Raw genomic sequence first — 16,024 nt, 5'->3', positions numbered from 1 at the left:
GCTAGCCTAATTTATCGTAGTCGCCTTCACGGTAGCCTATCAAAATAGTGCCATCGTCCAGCTCCAGCAGCGGTCGTTTGAGCAGGGTGGGGTGCTGGAGCAGCAGCTGACGAGCCGAATTCGCGTCGTAATCTTTCTCTTCATCCGAAAGTTCGCGCCACGTTTTGCTGCGTTTGTTGATCACCTCGACTAGGGGGACGCGATGTAAAATATGTTCTAGTAGTGCAGCAGAAAGACCGTCTTTGCGCAGATCGTGGGTTTTATAAAGCAGTGCTTTGTCATCCAGTGCTTTGCGTGCCTTGCGGCAAGTATCGCAGTTGCTAATCATGTAGAGCGTCAGCATGCAGCCTCCTAGCTGAGTTCGATCAATTGACGTAGGCGCTTGGCCGCTTCTAACGTTGGCTCAAGTTCTGCCACTAGCGCTAAGCGTAGCCGACCGGCACCGGGGTTATGACTGTTCTGCCCCGGGCGGCCCATCAAGCTGCCGGGCAGTACGCTCACATGCTGTTCGCTGAACAGCCGCTGGGTAAAGGCGATATCGTCACCGCCGGGCACTGCAGGCCAGAGGTAGAAGCTCGCTTCCGGAATGGGGAAATCCATCACTGGAGCAAGTACCTCCGTTACCGCACTGAATTTTTCACGGTAGGCATCGCGGTTGGCACGCACGTGGGTTTCGTCCTGCCAAGCGGCAATGGAGGCATGCTGCAGCGGCAGCGACATGGCGCAGCCGTGATAAGTGCGGTAACGCTTAAACGGGGCTAGTAGGTCCGCATCCCCCGCCACAAAACCAGAGCGCAGTCCCGGCAGGTTGGAGCGCTTAGAGAGCGAATGGAAGACTACACAGCGGCGGTAGTCATCGCGGCCTAGCTCGGCGCAAGCCTGCAGAAGCCCCGGAGGCGGCGTGTTTTCGTCCAGGTAGAGCTCGGAGTAGCACTCGTCAGAGGCGATGATAAAGTCGTGTTCGTCTGCCAGGGCAATTAGCTGCTTAAACTCGTCAAGCGGCGTTACCGCGCCGGTGGGGTTGCCCGGCGAACAGATAAACACGATTTGCACATCACGCCAGGTCGCGGCATCAACCGCTGAAAAATCCGGGCGAAAGTCGTTTTCGGCGGTGCAGTCTAAGTAGAGTGGCTGCCCGCCCGCTAGCAGGGTGGCGCCTTCGTAAATTTGATAAAACGGATTAGGCACGGCTACGTTGGCAGGGCGGCTGCGATCGAGAGCTGCCTGCACGAAAGCAAAAATCGCCTCTCTCGTGCCGTTCACCGGCAGCACCTGGCGTTCGGCATCAAGCTCGGTTAAGCCAAAGCGCTGGGTGGCCCAAGCGGCAATGGTCTCGCGTAGCGCCGGCAGGCCGTTGGTGGCTGGGTAACGGGCCATTTCCAACTGGTGGGCCACCAGGGCTTCAAGCGCTGCTGGGTAAGGGGCGTGCTGAGGCTCACCGATGGTGAGGGGGATGTGCTCCAGTCCCGCCGGTGGCGTCAGCGCCGCTTTAAGGGCGGCCAGCTTCTCAAACGGATAGGGATGTAGAGCGTTTAAGTCAGGGTTCATAGCGTGTCCGTTGATGGCTGGCGGGCGTAGGCTGTCGATTATAGGCAAGCCCCGGTGTAGGCTCAAACCTAACCGGGGTTGCAAAAAATATTAAACCCCTAATACCTCAATCAAGCGCTCGCGCAGCTGCTGCTGGCGCTCTGGATCGGTGAGTGGCTCACCCGCTTTATTGGTAATAAAGAATACGTCCTCTACCCGCTCGCCAAGGGTGGCAATTTTGGCAGCGGAGAGGGCGATATCCTGCTCCATGAAAATTCGCCCAACCCGGGCAAGCAGGCCGGGGCGGTCGGGCGCGGTTAGCTCTAAAAGCGTGCGCTCGTTGGCTGGGTCCTGCTCAATTAACACTTCGGTAGGCACCTTGAAGTGTTTCAGCTGGCGAGGCGTGTGACGGGAGACAATGTCTGGGTAGTCGTCTGGATCGTCCAGCTCTTCCACCAAGTGCTGGCGCATCTCTTCAATACGCTCAAGATCACGAATAGGCTGGCCAACGTTATCAAGCACGATAAACGTATTTAGCGTCCAGTTATTGTGGGACGTGGCAATGCGGGCATCGTGAATCGACAGCCCCAGCTGCTCCATGGCCGCCGCGGTGGCGGCAAAAAGGTCGTCTACCGAGCGTGTATGGATAAATACTTTGGTGCCGCCTTCCGCCATATCAGCGGTGGGTGCGCTGATCAGCACCAGGGGCAGCGGTGAGGGCTGATGAGCAAGAATGCCCTGGGTTTGCCAAACGATTTCGCTAGGTGCGTACTGTAGGAAATAGTCTTCGCCCAGGGATTCCCAGAGCTGGTCGATCTGGTGGCTATCCACCCCAATGGTTTGCAATAAAGAGCGGGCTTCGGTGCGGGTTTCCCGTACCCAGTCATCCCTGTCAGGCGGGTTATTTAACCCGCGCCGTAATGCCCGCTTGGTTTCGGCGTGGAGCTGGCGGAGCAGTGAGGCACGCCAGCCGTTCCATAGCGTGGGGTTGGTGGCGTTGATGTCGGCTACGGTGAGCACATAGAGATAGTCTAGGCGGGTTTCATCGCGAACCACCAGGGCAAAGTCGCGGATCACATCAGGGTCGCTGATATCGCGCTTTTGGGCGGTCATGGACATTAATAAGTGGTGCTCTACCAGCCAGCTCACCAAATTGGTGTCGCGCTGGGAAACGTGGTGACGTTTGCAAAAGTGCTCAACATCACGCGCACCAATCTCAGAGTGGTCGCCGCCGCGGCCTTTGCCAATATCGTGAAACAGCCCGGCAATCCAGAGTAAGTCCAGCTTGGGCAGTTGGTGGATCAGCGTGGCGGCCACAGGAAAGTCGCCTTTGGCATCGGGCTTACGGAAGCCGTGTAGAAATTTCAACAAGCGCAGGGTGTGGGCATCCACCGTGTAGATATGAAATAGGTCGTGCTGCATTAGCCCTACGGCGCGGCCAAACTCTGGCAGGTATTTACCGAGAATGCCGTAGCGGTTCATACGCCGCAGTTGGCGGGGAACGTTACCCGGTGCGCGAATAATGGCCATAAACAGCCGCTGGTGGCGCGGGTCTTCCCGGTAGTGATCGTCAATTTGGTGACGGTGGTCGCGAATTAAGCGAATGGTGTCCGCACGCACGCCCTCTATCTCAGGGTGTTTCGCCATCAGTAAAAACAGCTCTAGCATCGCTGCCGGGCGCTCGCGGAAGAGGCTGCGCGAACGCACCTGAATGTAGCCGCCTTTCATTTCAAAGCGCTCGTTGAGCTTCACCGTTTCCAGTGATTCTTTGCCGCGTAGAATAACTTCATCAAAGTGCTGCAGCAGCATGTCATTAAGCCCTGCTAGGGCCGTCACATGCCGGTAGTAGCGCTTCATAAATTGTTCGACCGCTAGGCGCTCAGGCGTGTCTTTGAAACCGAACATTTCAGCAATGGTGCGCTGATGGTCAAACAGTAGCCGGTCTTCGGCGCGGCCTGTCAGCATGTGGAGGGCATAACGCACCTGCCACAAAAAGGCTTGGCCCTGGCTTAGAATGCGAAGTTCGGCATCGTTCATAAAGCCATTGGCGACGATGTCCGTGTACTGTTCGGTGCCAAAGTGGCGCTTGGCCACCCAGCCGATCATTTGAATATCACGCAGCCCGCCGGGTGAGCTTTTAAGGTTGGGTTCTAAGTGATACTCAGAGTTGTTATAGCGGTAGTGGCGGGTAATTTGCTCTTGCCACTTGGCCTCGAAAAAACGATTGGCAGGCCAAAGGTTGTCAGCGTTAAGCCGCTCGCGCATCTGCTCTCGTAGCCACTCGGGGCCAGCAATCAGCCGTGACTCTAGAAGATTGGTGATCACCGTGACATCCGCTTCGGCTTCACGCACGCAGTCATTGAGAGAGCGCACGCTGTGGCCAATCTCCAGGCCGATGTCCCATAAAAAAGTGATAAAAGCGGTCAGCGACTCCCGGTAGGGGATGTCGTCGTCGCGCTCTAGTAGAAACAGTAAATCAATATCAGAGTGGGGGTGCAGCTCGCCGCGGCCATAGCCGCCCACTGCTACCAGGGCGACGCTATCATCAGGCCAGGTGTGCTGTGCCCAGGCAATGGCCAGCAGCTGATCAAGATACCACGCCCGGCCGCGTACAAGATTGCGAATGTCGGCGCCGGCACGGAACTGTTCATCTAGCCTGGCCTGCAGCTCCCGCAGCGCCGCCTTGAATGGCGCGACGGGGGAGCGTGCTCCTGCAAGCTCGGTGCGAAAAGCGTCAAGGTCATACAGTGCGGTGTCCGGCTCGAACCGGTAGTGGTGGAGTAGCATCAGCGATTCAGAAAGCTAAAGTCTTCGTCGCTGCGTGCGGTTAGCACGTCAACGCCGGACTCGGTGACCAGCAGGGTGTGTTCCCACTGGGCTGACAGGCTGCGGTCTTTGGTGACAGCGGTCCAGCCATCGCGCAGAACCTTGGTTTTGTAGCCGCCGACGTTAATCATCGGTTCAATGGTAAAGCACATGCCTGCTTCCAGCGCGATATCCGCGTCCGGTGCATAACCATCGTAGTGTAAGAACTGCGGGTCTTCATGGAAGTCAGCGCCGATGCCGTGGCCACAGAAATCGCGCACCACGGAGTAGCCGTGGTCTTCGGCATGCTTTTGAATTACACGAGCAAGTTCTGATAAGCGAACGCCGGGTTTAATGAGTTCGATGCTTTTATATAAACACTCCTGAGTGATCCGGCACAGGCGCTCGCCCTGGATTGTTTCGCCGATCACGAACATCACGCTGGAGTCGCCATGATAGCCGTCGGCGGTTTTGACCGTAATGTCCAGGTTCATGATGTCGCCGTTCTTAAGCTTTTTGGCATCATCGGGAATGCCATGGCATACCACGTGGTTAATCGAGGTGCAGGTGGCTTTAGGAAAACCGTGGTAATTAAGCGGCGCTGGGGTAGAGCCCAGCTCGTTGACAATATATGCGTGACACAGACGGTCAATTTCACCCGTGCTGATACCCGCTTTTATATGCGGAGTGATCATTTCAATGGCGCTGGCGGCTTGGCGCCCGGCCTCGCGCATTTTCTCGATTTCAGAAGGCGACTTAATAGGAACGTTCATGAATTCTCGATGTGGGCTCGTAAGTAAGTGGTAGACAGCAAGTGATAAACGGCAAAAGCGAGCGGCGAAGTAAAGCCGTTACATGGACTGTGACTTCATCTTGGCAATGATCTATGGTATAAAGCCGCGCGCTTTCCTGCAATCGCCATCCCATGCTTCTTGGCTGGCAGGGTGATCGATGGAAGGCAATTTGATAGCAGCAAGGATACCCCTGCGCTGCTTAACAGCAAGCCTTGAAAACACACATGCACCGGCACATGGTCCCGGGTGCCGCTGGCGACGTTTAACGACGCCTTTGGTCGGATCCATGGGGTGCGTGGAGGCCTAACCCGAGTTTCAGGAGTTTTACCATGTCTCACGTTAATATGCGTGACCTGCTGAAAGCAGGCGCTCACTTCGGTCACCAGACCAAGTACTGGAATCCGAAGATGGGTAAATTCATCTTCGGCGCGCGCAACAAGATTCACATCATCAACCTTGAGCACACTCTGCCTGCACTGAACGAAGCGGTCGATGTGATTGAGAAGATGGCGGCATCCAACAACAAAATTTTGTTTGTTGGCACCAAGCGCAGCGCTAGCAAGATCATCAAAGAAGAAGCGAATCGCGTTGGCCAGCCGTTCGTCAACCATCGCTGGTTGGGCGGCATGCTGACCAACTTTAAGACTATTCGTCAGTCCATCAAGCGTCTGCGTGAGCTAGAAGTTATGCGCGAAGACGGTACGTTCGATAAGCTGACCAAGAAAGAAGTTCTGATGGCAACGCGCGAGCAAGATAAACTTGAGCGTTCTATCGGTGGTATCAAGAACATGGGCGGCCTGCCGGACGCACTGTTCGTTATCGACGTCGACCACGAGCGCATCGCGATCAACGAAGCCAACAAGCTGGGCATCCCGGTTATTGGTGTGGTAGATACCAACTCCAACCCAGATGGCGTTGATTACGTGATCCCGGGTAACGATGACTCCATCCGCGCTATTCAGATCTACGTGAAAGCAATTGCTGACGCCTGTAACCGCGCGAAAGAAGGTCGTCCGGACGAGTTCGTCGAAGTAGCTGAAGAAGAAGCCGCTTCCGCCGATACTAACGCTGCTGCCGAGTAAGAAAGGTAGTAGGTGCGGCGGGCAGTGAGGCCGCATCGCGTTAAGAGGGGGCCTTATGCCCCCTTTTTCCCGCTTTGGGTACGCTCAAGCGGGCCGAACACGCCGGTTACGCAACGCCGGCAAGCGCACTGCACAGTAAGTCGCGGTGGTCATCAACCGAGCTTATACTTTGTGGCGCGTTTAACTCTCAGCTAGAACCATTTCCGAGGTGAATTCTCATGGCAGCTATCAGCGCCTCCCAGGTTAAGGAACTGCGCGAACGTACCGGTCTTGGCATGATGGAGTGTAAAAAAGCACTCACTGAAACCAACGGTGATATCGAAGTCGCAATCGAGAATCTACGTAAAAGCTCTGGTCTTAAAGCCGCTAAGAAAGCGGGCCGCACCGCAGCAGAAGGCGCGGTGGTTACCCGTGTCGCCGAAGACGGCAGCTACGGCGTGATGGTTGAAATCAACTCCGAGACCGACTTCGTTGCTCGTGACGACAACTTCATCGCGTTCACCAACAAGATCGCTGATGCATTCTTTGCGGCGAAAAACGAAGATGTTGCAGCGGTCATGGCAGGCGACCTTGAGTCTGCTCGCGAGCAGCTCGTTCAGAAGATTGGCGAGAACATCGGCGTACGTCGTGCCGTTGTCGTGGATGCCGTTGAAGGTGGTCTGGTGGGCGAATACGTTCACGGCGGCCGCATTGGTGTTCTGACCGTGCTGAAAGGCGGCACCAGCGAAGCCGCTAAAGACGTCGCTATGCACGTGGCCGCGATTAACCCGTCAGTCGCTCATCCTGAAGATATGCCCCAGGAAGAGTTGGACAAAGAGAAAGCGATCATCATGGCCCAGCCAGATATGGCCGGTAAGCCAGAGCAGATCGCTGAGAAGATGGTGGGTGGTCGTCTGAAGAAGTACCTGGCTGAAAACAGCCTGACCGAGCAGCCGTTCGTTAAAGATCCGAACCAGTCCGTGGCTGAGTTTGTGAAAGCGGCCGGTGGTGAAGTCGTTGGCTTTACCCGCTTTGAAGTGGGTGAAGGCATCGAGAAAGAAGAAGTCGACTTTGCTAAAGAAGTCATGGAACAGGCTGGCCGTCGCTAAGGTCAGAGGTTCTAGTAAAAAGATGGCGTGCGCGGGAGCGCACGCCTTCGTGTATCCGGCCCCTACTAAATTGGGCTGCCCCGCCCACCGGTGCCTAGTTCTGCCTCAGGAGAGATGCCATGTCACATGATATTCAAGAGTCTACCCCCGCTGCTGCCTCTAAAATTGATAAGTCGAAGTCAAAGTACAAGCGTATTTTGCTGAAGCTTTCAGGCGAAGCACTGATGGGTGAGCACGAGTTTGGTATCGATCCGAAAGTGTTGGATCGCATGGCGCTTGAGATTGGCCAGTTGGTAGGTATTGGTGTTCAGGTGGGGATCGTAATTGGGGGTGGTAACCTGTTCCGTGGCGCAGCGCTGAATGAAGCGGGCATGGATCGGGTGACGGGTGACCATATGGGAATGCTGGCAACGGTAATGAATGCCCTCGCCATGCGCGATGCCCTGGAGCGTTCTAATATTCGTTCGCGGGTAATGTCAGCGATTCCCATGAGCGGTGTGGTGGAGCATTACGACCGCCGTACCGCCATCCGTTATTTAACGTCTGGCGACGTGGTGCTGTTCTCGGCAGGCACTGGCAACCCTTTCTTCACCACCGACTCGGCTGCTTGCTTACGCGGTATCGAAGTAGACGTCGATGTGGTTATCAAGGCCACGAAGGTAGACGGCGTGTACAATAAGGACCCGGTGAAGTATCCCGACGCTATAAAATATGACCAGCTTTCCTATGATGATGCGCTAGAGCAGAAGCTGGGTGTAATGGATTTGACCGCGATCTGCCTGGTACGTGACCATAATATGCCGGTGCGGGTATTTGATATGAACAAGCCTGGCGCTCTGCTGAATTTGGTAGTAGGGGGCAAGGAAGGCACGCTGATAGACAGAGGGTAACAACGTGATCAACGACATTAAGAAAGATGCAGATTCCCGCATGAAAAAAAGTGTTGAAGCGCTTAATGGCAACTTCAACAAAATTCGTACGGGGCGTGCTCATCCCAGCATTCTAGACGCCGTTAGCGTCGAATATTACGGTAGCCAAGTGCCGTTAAGCCAAGTGGCTTCCGTTAACGTGGAAGACGCGCGGACGCTGGCAGTAGTTCCCTGGGAGCAGGGCATGGTGCCTAAAATTGAGAAGGCTATTATGACCTCTGACCTGGGGCTTAATCCTTCAAGTGCCGGTACCGTTATTCGCGTGCCGATGCCGATGCTGACTGAAGAGACGCGCAAAGGCTATATCAAGCAAGCCCGCAGCGAAGCGGAACACGCCCGCGTGGCGGTGCGCAACGTGCGCCGCGATGCCAACGGCGATTTCAAATCTTTGCTCAAGGATAAAGAAATCACCGAAGACGATCAGCGCCAGGGCGAAGATGAAATACAGAAGTTGACCGACAAGTACATCGCCGAGATCGACAAGGCACTTGCCGCAAAAGAACAAGATCTCATGCAGGTATAATTACCTGTGTTCATTTAGCCGCGGGCAGCCAAGTGCTGCCCGCTGGGCCAGCGCTTGGCTTACTTATGACTGATCTTTGGTGAGAGAATCCATGACGTCACCGCAGCTTCCTGAAAAGCAGCCGGGCGGCGCAACGCCTTCTCACTCCGAGGAGGCATTGCCGCTGCACGTTGCTATCATTATGGATGGCAACAACCGCTGGGCGCGAGCTCGTGGGCTTTCTGGTGTGCGCGGCCATCGCGCGGGGGTTGAAACCGTTAGAGCGGTGATCCAGCGCGCAGCCGAGCGTGGTGTGAAAACCTTAAGCTTGTTCGCATTTTCCAGCGAAAATTGGAAGCGTCCTGCGAATGAGGTCAATGCACTTATGGAGCTTTTTTTAATGGCGCTTAAGCGCGAGGTTAAAAAGCTCAACGAGCGTAATGTTCGCCTTTCCATTATTGGCGAACAACGTGGCTTCTCCCATGCTATTCAAAAGCATATCCAGCGCGCTGAAGCGCTTACCGCTGCAAATACGGGAATGCATCTGGTGATTGCGGCCAACTATGGTGGCCAGTGGGATATTGCACGCGCTGCCAGGCAGTTGGCTGAGGAGGTTGCCGCTGGGGAACTGGCGGCAGCTGATATCGATGAAGCGCGCCTCGATGTTGCGATGAACACCCACCAGGTACCCCCGGTGGATTTGTGTATTCGTACCAGTGGCGAGCAGCGGCTTTCCAACTTTATGCTGTGGCAGCTGGCTTATGCTGAGCTGTATTTTTCCCCTCTGTTGTGGCCTGACTTTGACGCAGCGGCGTTTGATACGGCGCTGGATGATTTTTGCCAGCGCCGCCGCCGCTTTGGTATGACTGATGAACAAATAGAGGCGCAAGGTGCTTAAACAGCGGATTATCACTGCAGCCTGGTTGGCTCCCCTAACGCTGATCGGCCTATTCGGACTTCAAGGCGGCGCCTTTGCGCTATTTACAGCATGCATTGTATTGCTGGGTGCGTGGGAGTGGACAAACCTAGCTGGCATTACCCGCCAACGCTCGCGTTTGCAGTGTGTCGCGGGGCTGGCGCTGCTCATGGTTATCATGTGGCTGAGCGGCGCAGTATTAGCCGTTTGGCCATTATGGATTGCCGCAATTGGGTGGCTGCTCAATCTTTATTGGGTTACCCGCTATCCAGAAGTAGGGCACCAGTGGCAGGCCACTTCACGTCGCTTGTTGATGGGGCTCTGGGTGCTGCTGCCGTGCTGGGTTGGCTTCAATGTTCTCCGTGATAGCGGGGCAGTGTGGCTACTGTTTGTACTGCTGTTAGTGTGGTGCGCGGATATTGGCGCCTACTTTTCCGGTCGCCGCTGGGGCAAGCGCAAGCTGGCACCGAGGGTGAGCCCAGGCAAATCCTGGGAGGGGGTTGTGGGCGGACTGGTTGCCACTTCGCTGTTAGCCATAGGGTTTGCAATTTGGCAGGCACTGGGCGTTTCCGTTGGGTTAACGCTGATAATCATTACCGCACTGGTGACACTGGTCTCGGTGCTGGGTGATTTGCTGGAAAGCATGCTGAAGCGCTATCGCAATATTAAAGACTCTAGCCAGTTATTGCCCGGCCATGGTGGCGTGCTGGATCGCATTGATAGCTTAACGGCGGCTATCCCAATCTTTGCGCTGTTCTACCTGCAGGTACTTCACCTACAGGTGAGTGCATTATGAGTCCGCCGCCCCTTCAGCACGTAACGGTGCTTGGCTCTACCGGCTCAATTGGCAATAGTACGCTTAATGTGATTGCCCGCCACCCTGACCGCTACCGGGTATATGCGTTAACGGCCCATACTTCGAAAGAGGCCTTGCTAGATCAGTGCAAAACGCACCAGCCTAGCGTGGCGGTACTTAACGACCCGATTGACGCGCAGTGGCTGCGTGATGCGTTAGTTGAGGCAGGTATCTCTACTCAGGTGCAGGCGGGGCCAGAGGCGCTGTGCGACGTAGCCCGTGAGGCTCAAGTCGATACGGTGATGGCGGCTATCGTCGGTGCTGCAGGGTTACTGCCCGCGCTGGCAGCGGCTGAATCGGGTAAACGTGTACTGCTCGCCAATAAAGAAGCGCTGGTAATGAGCGGAGCGCTGTTTATGGATGCCGTGGCGCGTTCCGGTGCAACGCTCTTGCCGATTGATTCAGAACATAATGCTATCTATCAGTGTCTACCAGCTCAGCACCGAGGTGGCCTTGCGCGTCACGGTGTCCGGCAACTGCTTTTGACTGCCTCTGGTGGCCCATTTCGTACTTGGCGCCCGGAAGACATTGCCAAAGTGACGCCCGAGCAAGCCTGCGCTCACCCTAACTGGTCGATGGGGCGTAAAATTTCGGTGGATAGTGCCACCCTGATGAATAAGGGACTAGAGCTGATAGAGGCATGTTGGCTGTTCGATGCTACCCCTGAACAAATTCAAGTGGTCGTGCATCCCCAGAGCGTGATCCACTCCATGGCGGCTTACGATGACGGCTCGGTTATTGCGCAATTGGGCAACCCTGATATGCGTACGCCGATTGCTTATGGGTTGGCATGGCCTGAGAGAATTGATGCAGGCGTTGAGACATTAGATCTTTTTCAGGTTGCCAGGCTCGACTTTGAAGCGCCGGATGAAACGCGCTTTCCGTGCCTGCGTCTAGCCCGGGAGGCGATGGTAAAAGGCGGGGCAGCACCGGCAATTCTCAACGCTGCTAATGAGGTCGCAGTAGACGCCTTTTTGGAAGGGCGGCTTGGTTTTAGCGCTATTGCAGAGGTGGTTGCTAAGGTCATGAGCCAGCCTTTTGAAGGTAACGCTGATTCGCTTGAACAAGTTTTAGCCGCGGATAAGTGGGCTCGTGAACAGGCGGCATTGAAAATACCGCGATAAAACATGCAGGGCGCGTAGGTTTCAGCCATTCGCTGAGCAGCGTGTAAAGGAGCGAAGTGTGGGCCTGATACAAAATATTTTAGCGGTAATCGTGGTGCTTGGGTTGCTGGTGACCTTCCACGAATTCGGCCATTTCTGGGTCGCGCGACGCTGTGGAGTCAAGGTGCTGCGTTTTTCAGTCGGCTTTGGCAAGCCGCTGTGGTCGACCGTAGACCGGCATGGCACCGAGTTCGCTGTGGCGGCAATACCGCTAGGCGGCTACGTAAAAATGCTTGACGAGCGTGAAGCGCCCGTGCCGGATGAGCAGCTTGATCAGGCGTTTAACCGCAAAAATGTTTGGCAGCGAATCGCCATTGTTGCCGCTGGCCCCCTGGCTAATTTTTTACTGGCTATCGTCGCCTACTGGGCGTTGTTTGTAGCAGGCACTACAACGGTAATGCCTATCGTAGGTGAAGTTGAGCCAGATTCGCCTGCTGCCGAAGCAGGCCTTGCCCATGGCAGCGAAATTACCGCTATCCAGGGCGACGCGATGCGCTCCTGGGAAGAGATAAACCTTAAGCTGGTTTCCATTATTGGCTTTAGCGGGGAGGTGACCGTTGAAGCATTGCCCGAGGGGTCGAACACTCCTCGGGTATACCAGCTGCCGGTCAATAATTATCTGGTTCGCCAGGACCCACCACAGCCGCTGCAAAGCTTAGGCATTACCCCGTGGCGCCCTGATTTGCCAGCTGTACTGGGTCAAGTGGTAGATGGCCAAGCTGCCGCTCAGGCAGGGCTTCAGCCGGGTGATCGCATTCTTTCATTAAACGGTGAGGCGGTGAGCGACTGGATGCAGTTTGTCGCCATGATCCGTGATAGCGCAGGCCAAACCTTAGACGTTAGCTATCAGCGTGGCGAAGAGCAGGGTACGCTGTCGCTCACGCCTGGCAGTAATACCGTCGAGGGGGGGCGAGAAATTGGCTACATTGGTGCCGGTGTACAGCAGGTCTCCTGGCCTGACGAGCTGCAGCGAGAAATTCGATATGGGCCAGTAGAGGCTGTTGGACAAGCGTTATCTCGCACCGGTGAAATGACGCTACTCACGGTCGATGCGATTCGCAAAATGTTGGTGGGACTGATTTCACCCTCTAATTTATCTGGGCCTATCACGATTGCGCAAATTTCTGGCGACTCTGCCCGTGCAGGGATGGAAGCCTTTGTTGGCTTTCTAGCGTATCTTTCCATTAGTCTGGCGGTGCTCAATTTACTGCCTATCCCTGTGCTCGATGGTGGGCACCTGCTTTATTATTTTATAGAGGTCGTGCGTGGCCGGCCGGTCTCTGAACAAACTCAAGCGGTAGGGCTTCGCATCGGGCTTGCCATGGTAGGTACCCTCATGTTGATGGCTCTCTATTTTGATCTGATGCGCCTGTGGTAATGACGCGTGTAGCGCGCTGGATGCCTTGTCATCTGCCTGCACAAATGTATATGGTGCCTGTCTGGAACGACAGGCAGACCAACGCGAGCGAACTGACTGCATGAAAATCAAGACCCTTGGAATGGCGGCACTTTTGCTGGCAGGCGCCAGCAGCGCCCAAGCAGAATCCTTTGATGTTTCGGACATTCGTGTGGAAGGACTACAGCGGGTCTCCGCCGCCTCGGTCTTTAATGCGTTTCCTGTGAGTGCAAATGACCGCGTAAGTGAGCAGCAGCTATCTGCTGCCGCACGCGATCTGTTTGCAACGGGCCTGTTCGAGGATGTTTCCCTCGCACGAGAGGGCGATGTCCTCATTGTTCAGGTGGTCGAACGCCCCACGATTGCGCGGTTGAACATCAGTGGCAACCGGCAAATTTCTGAAGAGGATTTACGCAACGGGCTTCGCGAATCGGGTTTATCAGAAGGCCAGGTGCTGCAGCTTTCTACGTTGGAAGAGATTCAGCGTGAGCTGGAAGGCGTCTATCAATCTCAGGGGCGCTACAGTGCAGGCATCAATGTCGACGTTGATGAAATTGATGAGGGCCGAGTTCAGGTCAACATTAATATCAATGAAGGTGAAGTAGCGAAAATTCGTCAAATCAATATTGTTGGTAACGAAGACTTTGACGATGACACGCTACGCTCTGTGTTTGAACTCAATGACCGTCCAGGGCGAGTGTTTGGCTGGTTCTCTCGGGATGAGTACTCCCGAGAGGCGCTCTCCGGCGATATTGAGCGTCTGCGCTCTTTCTACTTGGATCGTGGTTACGTGAACTTTGATGTCACTTCTACCCAGGTTTCTATCGGTCCAGAGAAGTCTGAAATATTTATTACGCTCAATATTGATGAGGGTAGTCAGTATCGCGTGGGTGATATCCGTTTTGCTGGCGACCTACAGATTAGTGAAGATGAGGCCCGCCAACTGCTGGAAATTAGTAGTGGGGATACCTTCTCTCGTGGGCAGGTGAATGCCTCCACCGAAGCATTGCGTCAGCGCCTGGGTGCCGAAGGGTTTGCGTTTGCAGAGGTTCAGGGCGTGCCAGAAATGGCGGACGATGGTGAAACCGTTGATCTAGTGATTGCTGTTAACTCAGGGCAGCGTGCGTACGTGCGTCGTATTGAGTTTTTCGGTAATACCACGACTCAAGACGAGGTGCTGCGTCGTGAAATGATTCAGCTGGAAGGGGCGCCTGCGTCAACTGAGTCGATCACCCGGTCTCGTCAGCGGCTTGAGCGCCTTGGCTTCTTTAGCCAGGTTGAAGTCGATACTCAGCCTGTGCCAGGCCAGCCTGACCTGCTTGACGTTACCTACAACGTAGAAGAGCAGCCCTCTGGCTCGGTTTCTGCCAGCGTTGGCTTCTCGCAAAGCGCCGGGGTGATTTACGGCGTTGGGCTTGCTCAAAATAACTTCCTAGGTACGGGGAACCGCGTCAATATCGGCGCCCAGCGTAGCGATACGTTTACCAGCGTCAACTTCGCGTTTACGGATCCCTACTGGACACTAGACGGTATCTCTCGCGGCTATAACCTTTTCTACCGTGAGACTGACTACGCTGATTCGGACATATCAACGTTCTCAACAGACGCCTATGGTGCGGGGATTAATTTTGGCTACCCAATAAGCGAGCTTTCGCGGCTCAATTTCGGCGCCAGCATCGAAGATCTGACGGTGAGAACGTTTAACGACACGGCATCAGAAATTCGTCGCTACGTGGAAGACCAAGGCGCAGATGCGCAAAGCCTTAAATTAACGGCAAGCTGGACGCGCAATAATCTGAACCGAGGCATCATGCCTACGGCCGGTAATTACCAGCGGGTCTCCGCGGAAACCGGCGTGCCGGGCAGCGATGCAGAGTACTACAAGCTGCAAGCGCGTGGTCAGCAGCTATTCCCGATTAACGATGATCAAACCTGGGCGCTTAAATTTAGCGGTCACCTAGGCTATGCCGACACCCTTGGCAGCAACGACCCGTACCCCTTTTATGAGAACTTCTACGCAGGCGGCCTAGGCTCCGTGCGTGGCTTTACCTCAAACACGTTAGGCCAGCGTACAACGCCTGCGCGTGAAGGCGGTCGTGATCGTACAATGGGCGGTAATGTTTTGGTTCAGGGTAGCGCTGAAGTGCTCTTCCCTCTGCCATTTATTGAAAATCAGCGTTCACTGCAAACATCGCTGTTTGTGGATGCAGGTAACACATTCCTGACTTCCTGCTATGACGTGCTAGAAGAGGATGCCGCACGTCAACAGTGCAGTTCAGGCGTTGACCTTAACGATCTGCGCTACAGTGTGGGTATTGGTCTATCCTGGCTAACACCGGTAGGCCCGCTAACGTTCAGTATTGCCGAGCCGCTGAATGACGAAAGCGGTGATGACACTCAGTTCTTCCAGTTCTCGCTGGGTCAAACGTTCTAATCGAAGGAGCTATATGATGCGTAAATTGGCAGCAGCTGTGTGTCTATTTGGAGCGATGGTGCTACCCGCTCACGCCGCCGAGGTTGCAGTGCTCGATTGGCGCGCCGCGTTGATGAACACCCAATCAGCCCAGTCCTCGCTAAGCCAGCTAGAGCAACAAATTGGCGGCCAGCAGCGCGAAGCGCAGTCGCTAGGCAATGAACTTCAGCAACTGCAAGAGCGGCTGCAGCGCGAAGGCGAAACCATGTCGCAATCCCAGCGTGATTCGTTAATTGCCGAGCTGCAAGAGAAGGGCAGCCGTTTTGAACAACTGCGTCGTGAAGTGCTTCAAGCCCAGCAGCGCTCTGAACAGCAGTTTTTGGAAGGTGCAGAGTCTAAGCTTGAGCGCGCCGTTGAGCAGGTACTGCAACGCCACAATATTGATGTGTTAGTAGAGCCTCAAGGCGTATTGCACTCTGCGACAGACTTACCCAACGTGACCAATGAGGTCACACAGATTTTCGATTCGTTAAACTAATTTTATGAATGCTGG

14 protein-coding genes are annotated in these 16,024 nt (G+C 55.0%); 10 read left to right on the top strand and 4 right to left on the bottom strand.

All coding sequences use genetic code 11. From position 1 onward, the window contains the following. Position 1: 1 nt before the first annotated feature. The 4 genes from BB497_01150 to BB497_01135 all read right to left on the bottom strand — a co-directional run bounded on the left by BB497_01150 (position 2) and on the right by BB497_01135 (position 5,105). Complete coding sequence (locus tag BB497_01150; GenBank protein AVI61409.1) at positions 2 to 343, bottom strand: ArsC family reductase; 342 nt, start codon at positions 341 to 343, stop codon at positions 2 to 4. Between the two features lie 8 nt (positions 344 to 351). Next, on the bottom strand, positions 352 to 1,548 hold the full coding sequence (locus BB497_01145; GenBank protein ID AVI61408.1) for a succinyldiaminopimelate transaminase: 1,197 nt from the start codon (positions 1,546 to 1,548) through the stop codon (positions 352 to 354). Between the two features lie 90 nt (positions 1,549 to 1,638). Beyond that, positions 1,639 to 4,314: a [protein-PII] uridylyltransferase gene (gene glnD / locus BB497_01140; protein ID AVI61407.1), complete on the bottom strand. Its 2,676-nt coding sequence runs from the start codon at positions 4,312 to 4,314 to the stop codon at positions 1,639 to 1,641. Further along, the gene (locus tag BB497_01135) at positions 4,314 to 5,105 is read right to left on the bottom strand and encodes a type I methionyl aminopeptidase (GenBank protein AVI61406.1); all 792 of its coding nucleotides are present in this window, start codon (positions 5,103 to 5,105) and stop codon (positions 4,314 to 4,316) included. Before BB497_01135 ends, glnD begins: the two co-directional genes overlap by 1 nt. 350 nt (positions 5,106 to 5,455) lie before the next feature. On the opposite strand from BB497_01135, the gene BB497_01130 reads away from it, so the two are divergent. From BB497_01130 to BB497_01085, 10 genes are all read left to right on the top strand, one after another. Continuing rightward, positions 5,456 to 6,208 carry a 30S ribosomal protein S2 gene (locus tag BB497_01130; protein AVI61405.1) on the top strand — a complete coding sequence of 251 codons (753 nt, stop codon included), beginning with the start codon at positions 5,456 to 5,458 and terminating at the stop codon, positions 6,206 to 6,208. A 218-nt stretch (positions 6,209 to 6,426) separates the two neighbouring features. Next, on the top strand, positions 6,427 to 7,296 hold the full coding sequence (locus BB497_01125; protein ID AVI61404.1) for a translation elongation factor Ts: 870 nt from the start codon (positions 6,427 to 6,429) through the stop codon (positions 7,294 to 7,296). Between the two features lie 119 nt (positions 7,297 to 7,415). After that, a complete protein-coding gene (locus BB497_01120; protein AVI61403.1) occupies positions 7,416 to 8,186 on the top strand; it encodes a UMP kinase in 771 nt (256 codons plus the stop codon). A gap of 4 nt (positions 8,187 to 8,190) precedes the next feature. Then, positions 8,191 to 8,748 carry a ribosome recycling factor gene (locus BB497_01115; GenBank protein AVI61402.1) on the top strand — a complete coding sequence of 186 codons (558 nt, stop codon included), beginning with the start codon at positions 8,191 to 8,193 and terminating at the stop codon, positions 8,746 to 8,748. A gap of 91 nt (positions 8,749 to 8,839) precedes the next feature. Then, positions 8,840 to 9,625 (top strand): di-trans,poly-cis-decaprenylcistransferase, encoded by a 786-nt coding sequence (locus BB497_01110; protein AVI61401.1) that lies wholly within the window; start codon positions 8,840 to 8,842, stop codon positions 9,623 to 9,625. Next, a complete protein-coding gene (locus BB497_01105; protein ID AVI61400.1) occupies positions 9,618 to 10,439 on the top strand; it encodes a phosphatidate cytidylyltransferase in 822 nt (273 codons plus the stop codon). The genes BB497_01110 and BB497_01105 overlap by 8 nt, the downstream gene beginning before the upstream one ends. Continuing rightward, positions 10,436 to 11,623 (top strand): 1-deoxy-D-xylulose-5-phosphate reductoisomerase, encoded by a 1,188-nt coding sequence (locus BB497_01100; protein ID AVI61399.1) that lies wholly within the window; start codon positions 10,436 to 10,438, stop codon positions 11,621 to 11,623. The genes BB497_01105 and BB497_01100 overlap by 4 nt, the downstream gene beginning before the upstream one ends. A gap of 58 nt (positions 11,624 to 11,681) precedes the next feature. After that, entirely contained in the window at positions 11,682 to 13,040 is a 1,359-nt protein-coding gene (locus BB497_01095; protein AVI61398.1) for an RIP metalloprotease RseP, read from the top strand. Between the two features lie 121 nt (positions 13,041 to 13,161). Further along, complete coding sequence (locus BB497_01090; GenBank protein AVI64221.1) at positions 13,162 to 15,492, top strand: outer membrane protein assembly factor BamA; 2,331 nt, start codon at positions 13,162 to 13,164, stop codon at positions 15,490 to 15,492. A 16-nt stretch (positions 15,493 to 15,508) separates the two neighbouring features. Continuing rightward, positions 15,509 to 16,009, top strand: coding sequence for a molecular chaperone Skp (locus tag BB497_01085; GenBank protein ID AVI61397.1), 501 nt, complete (start codon positions 15,509 to 15,511; stop codon positions 16,007 to 16,009). Positions 16,010 to 16,024 lie beyond the last annotated feature (15 nt).

This window comes from Halomonas sp. GFAJ-1 (genome assembly GCA_002966495.1).
Lineage (GTDB): Bacteria > Pseudomonadota > Gammaproteobacteria > Pseudomonadales > Halomonadaceae > Vreelandella.
Note: the sequence above shows the minus strand (reverse complement) of the source record. Positions and strands in the feature narration are given on the sequence as shown.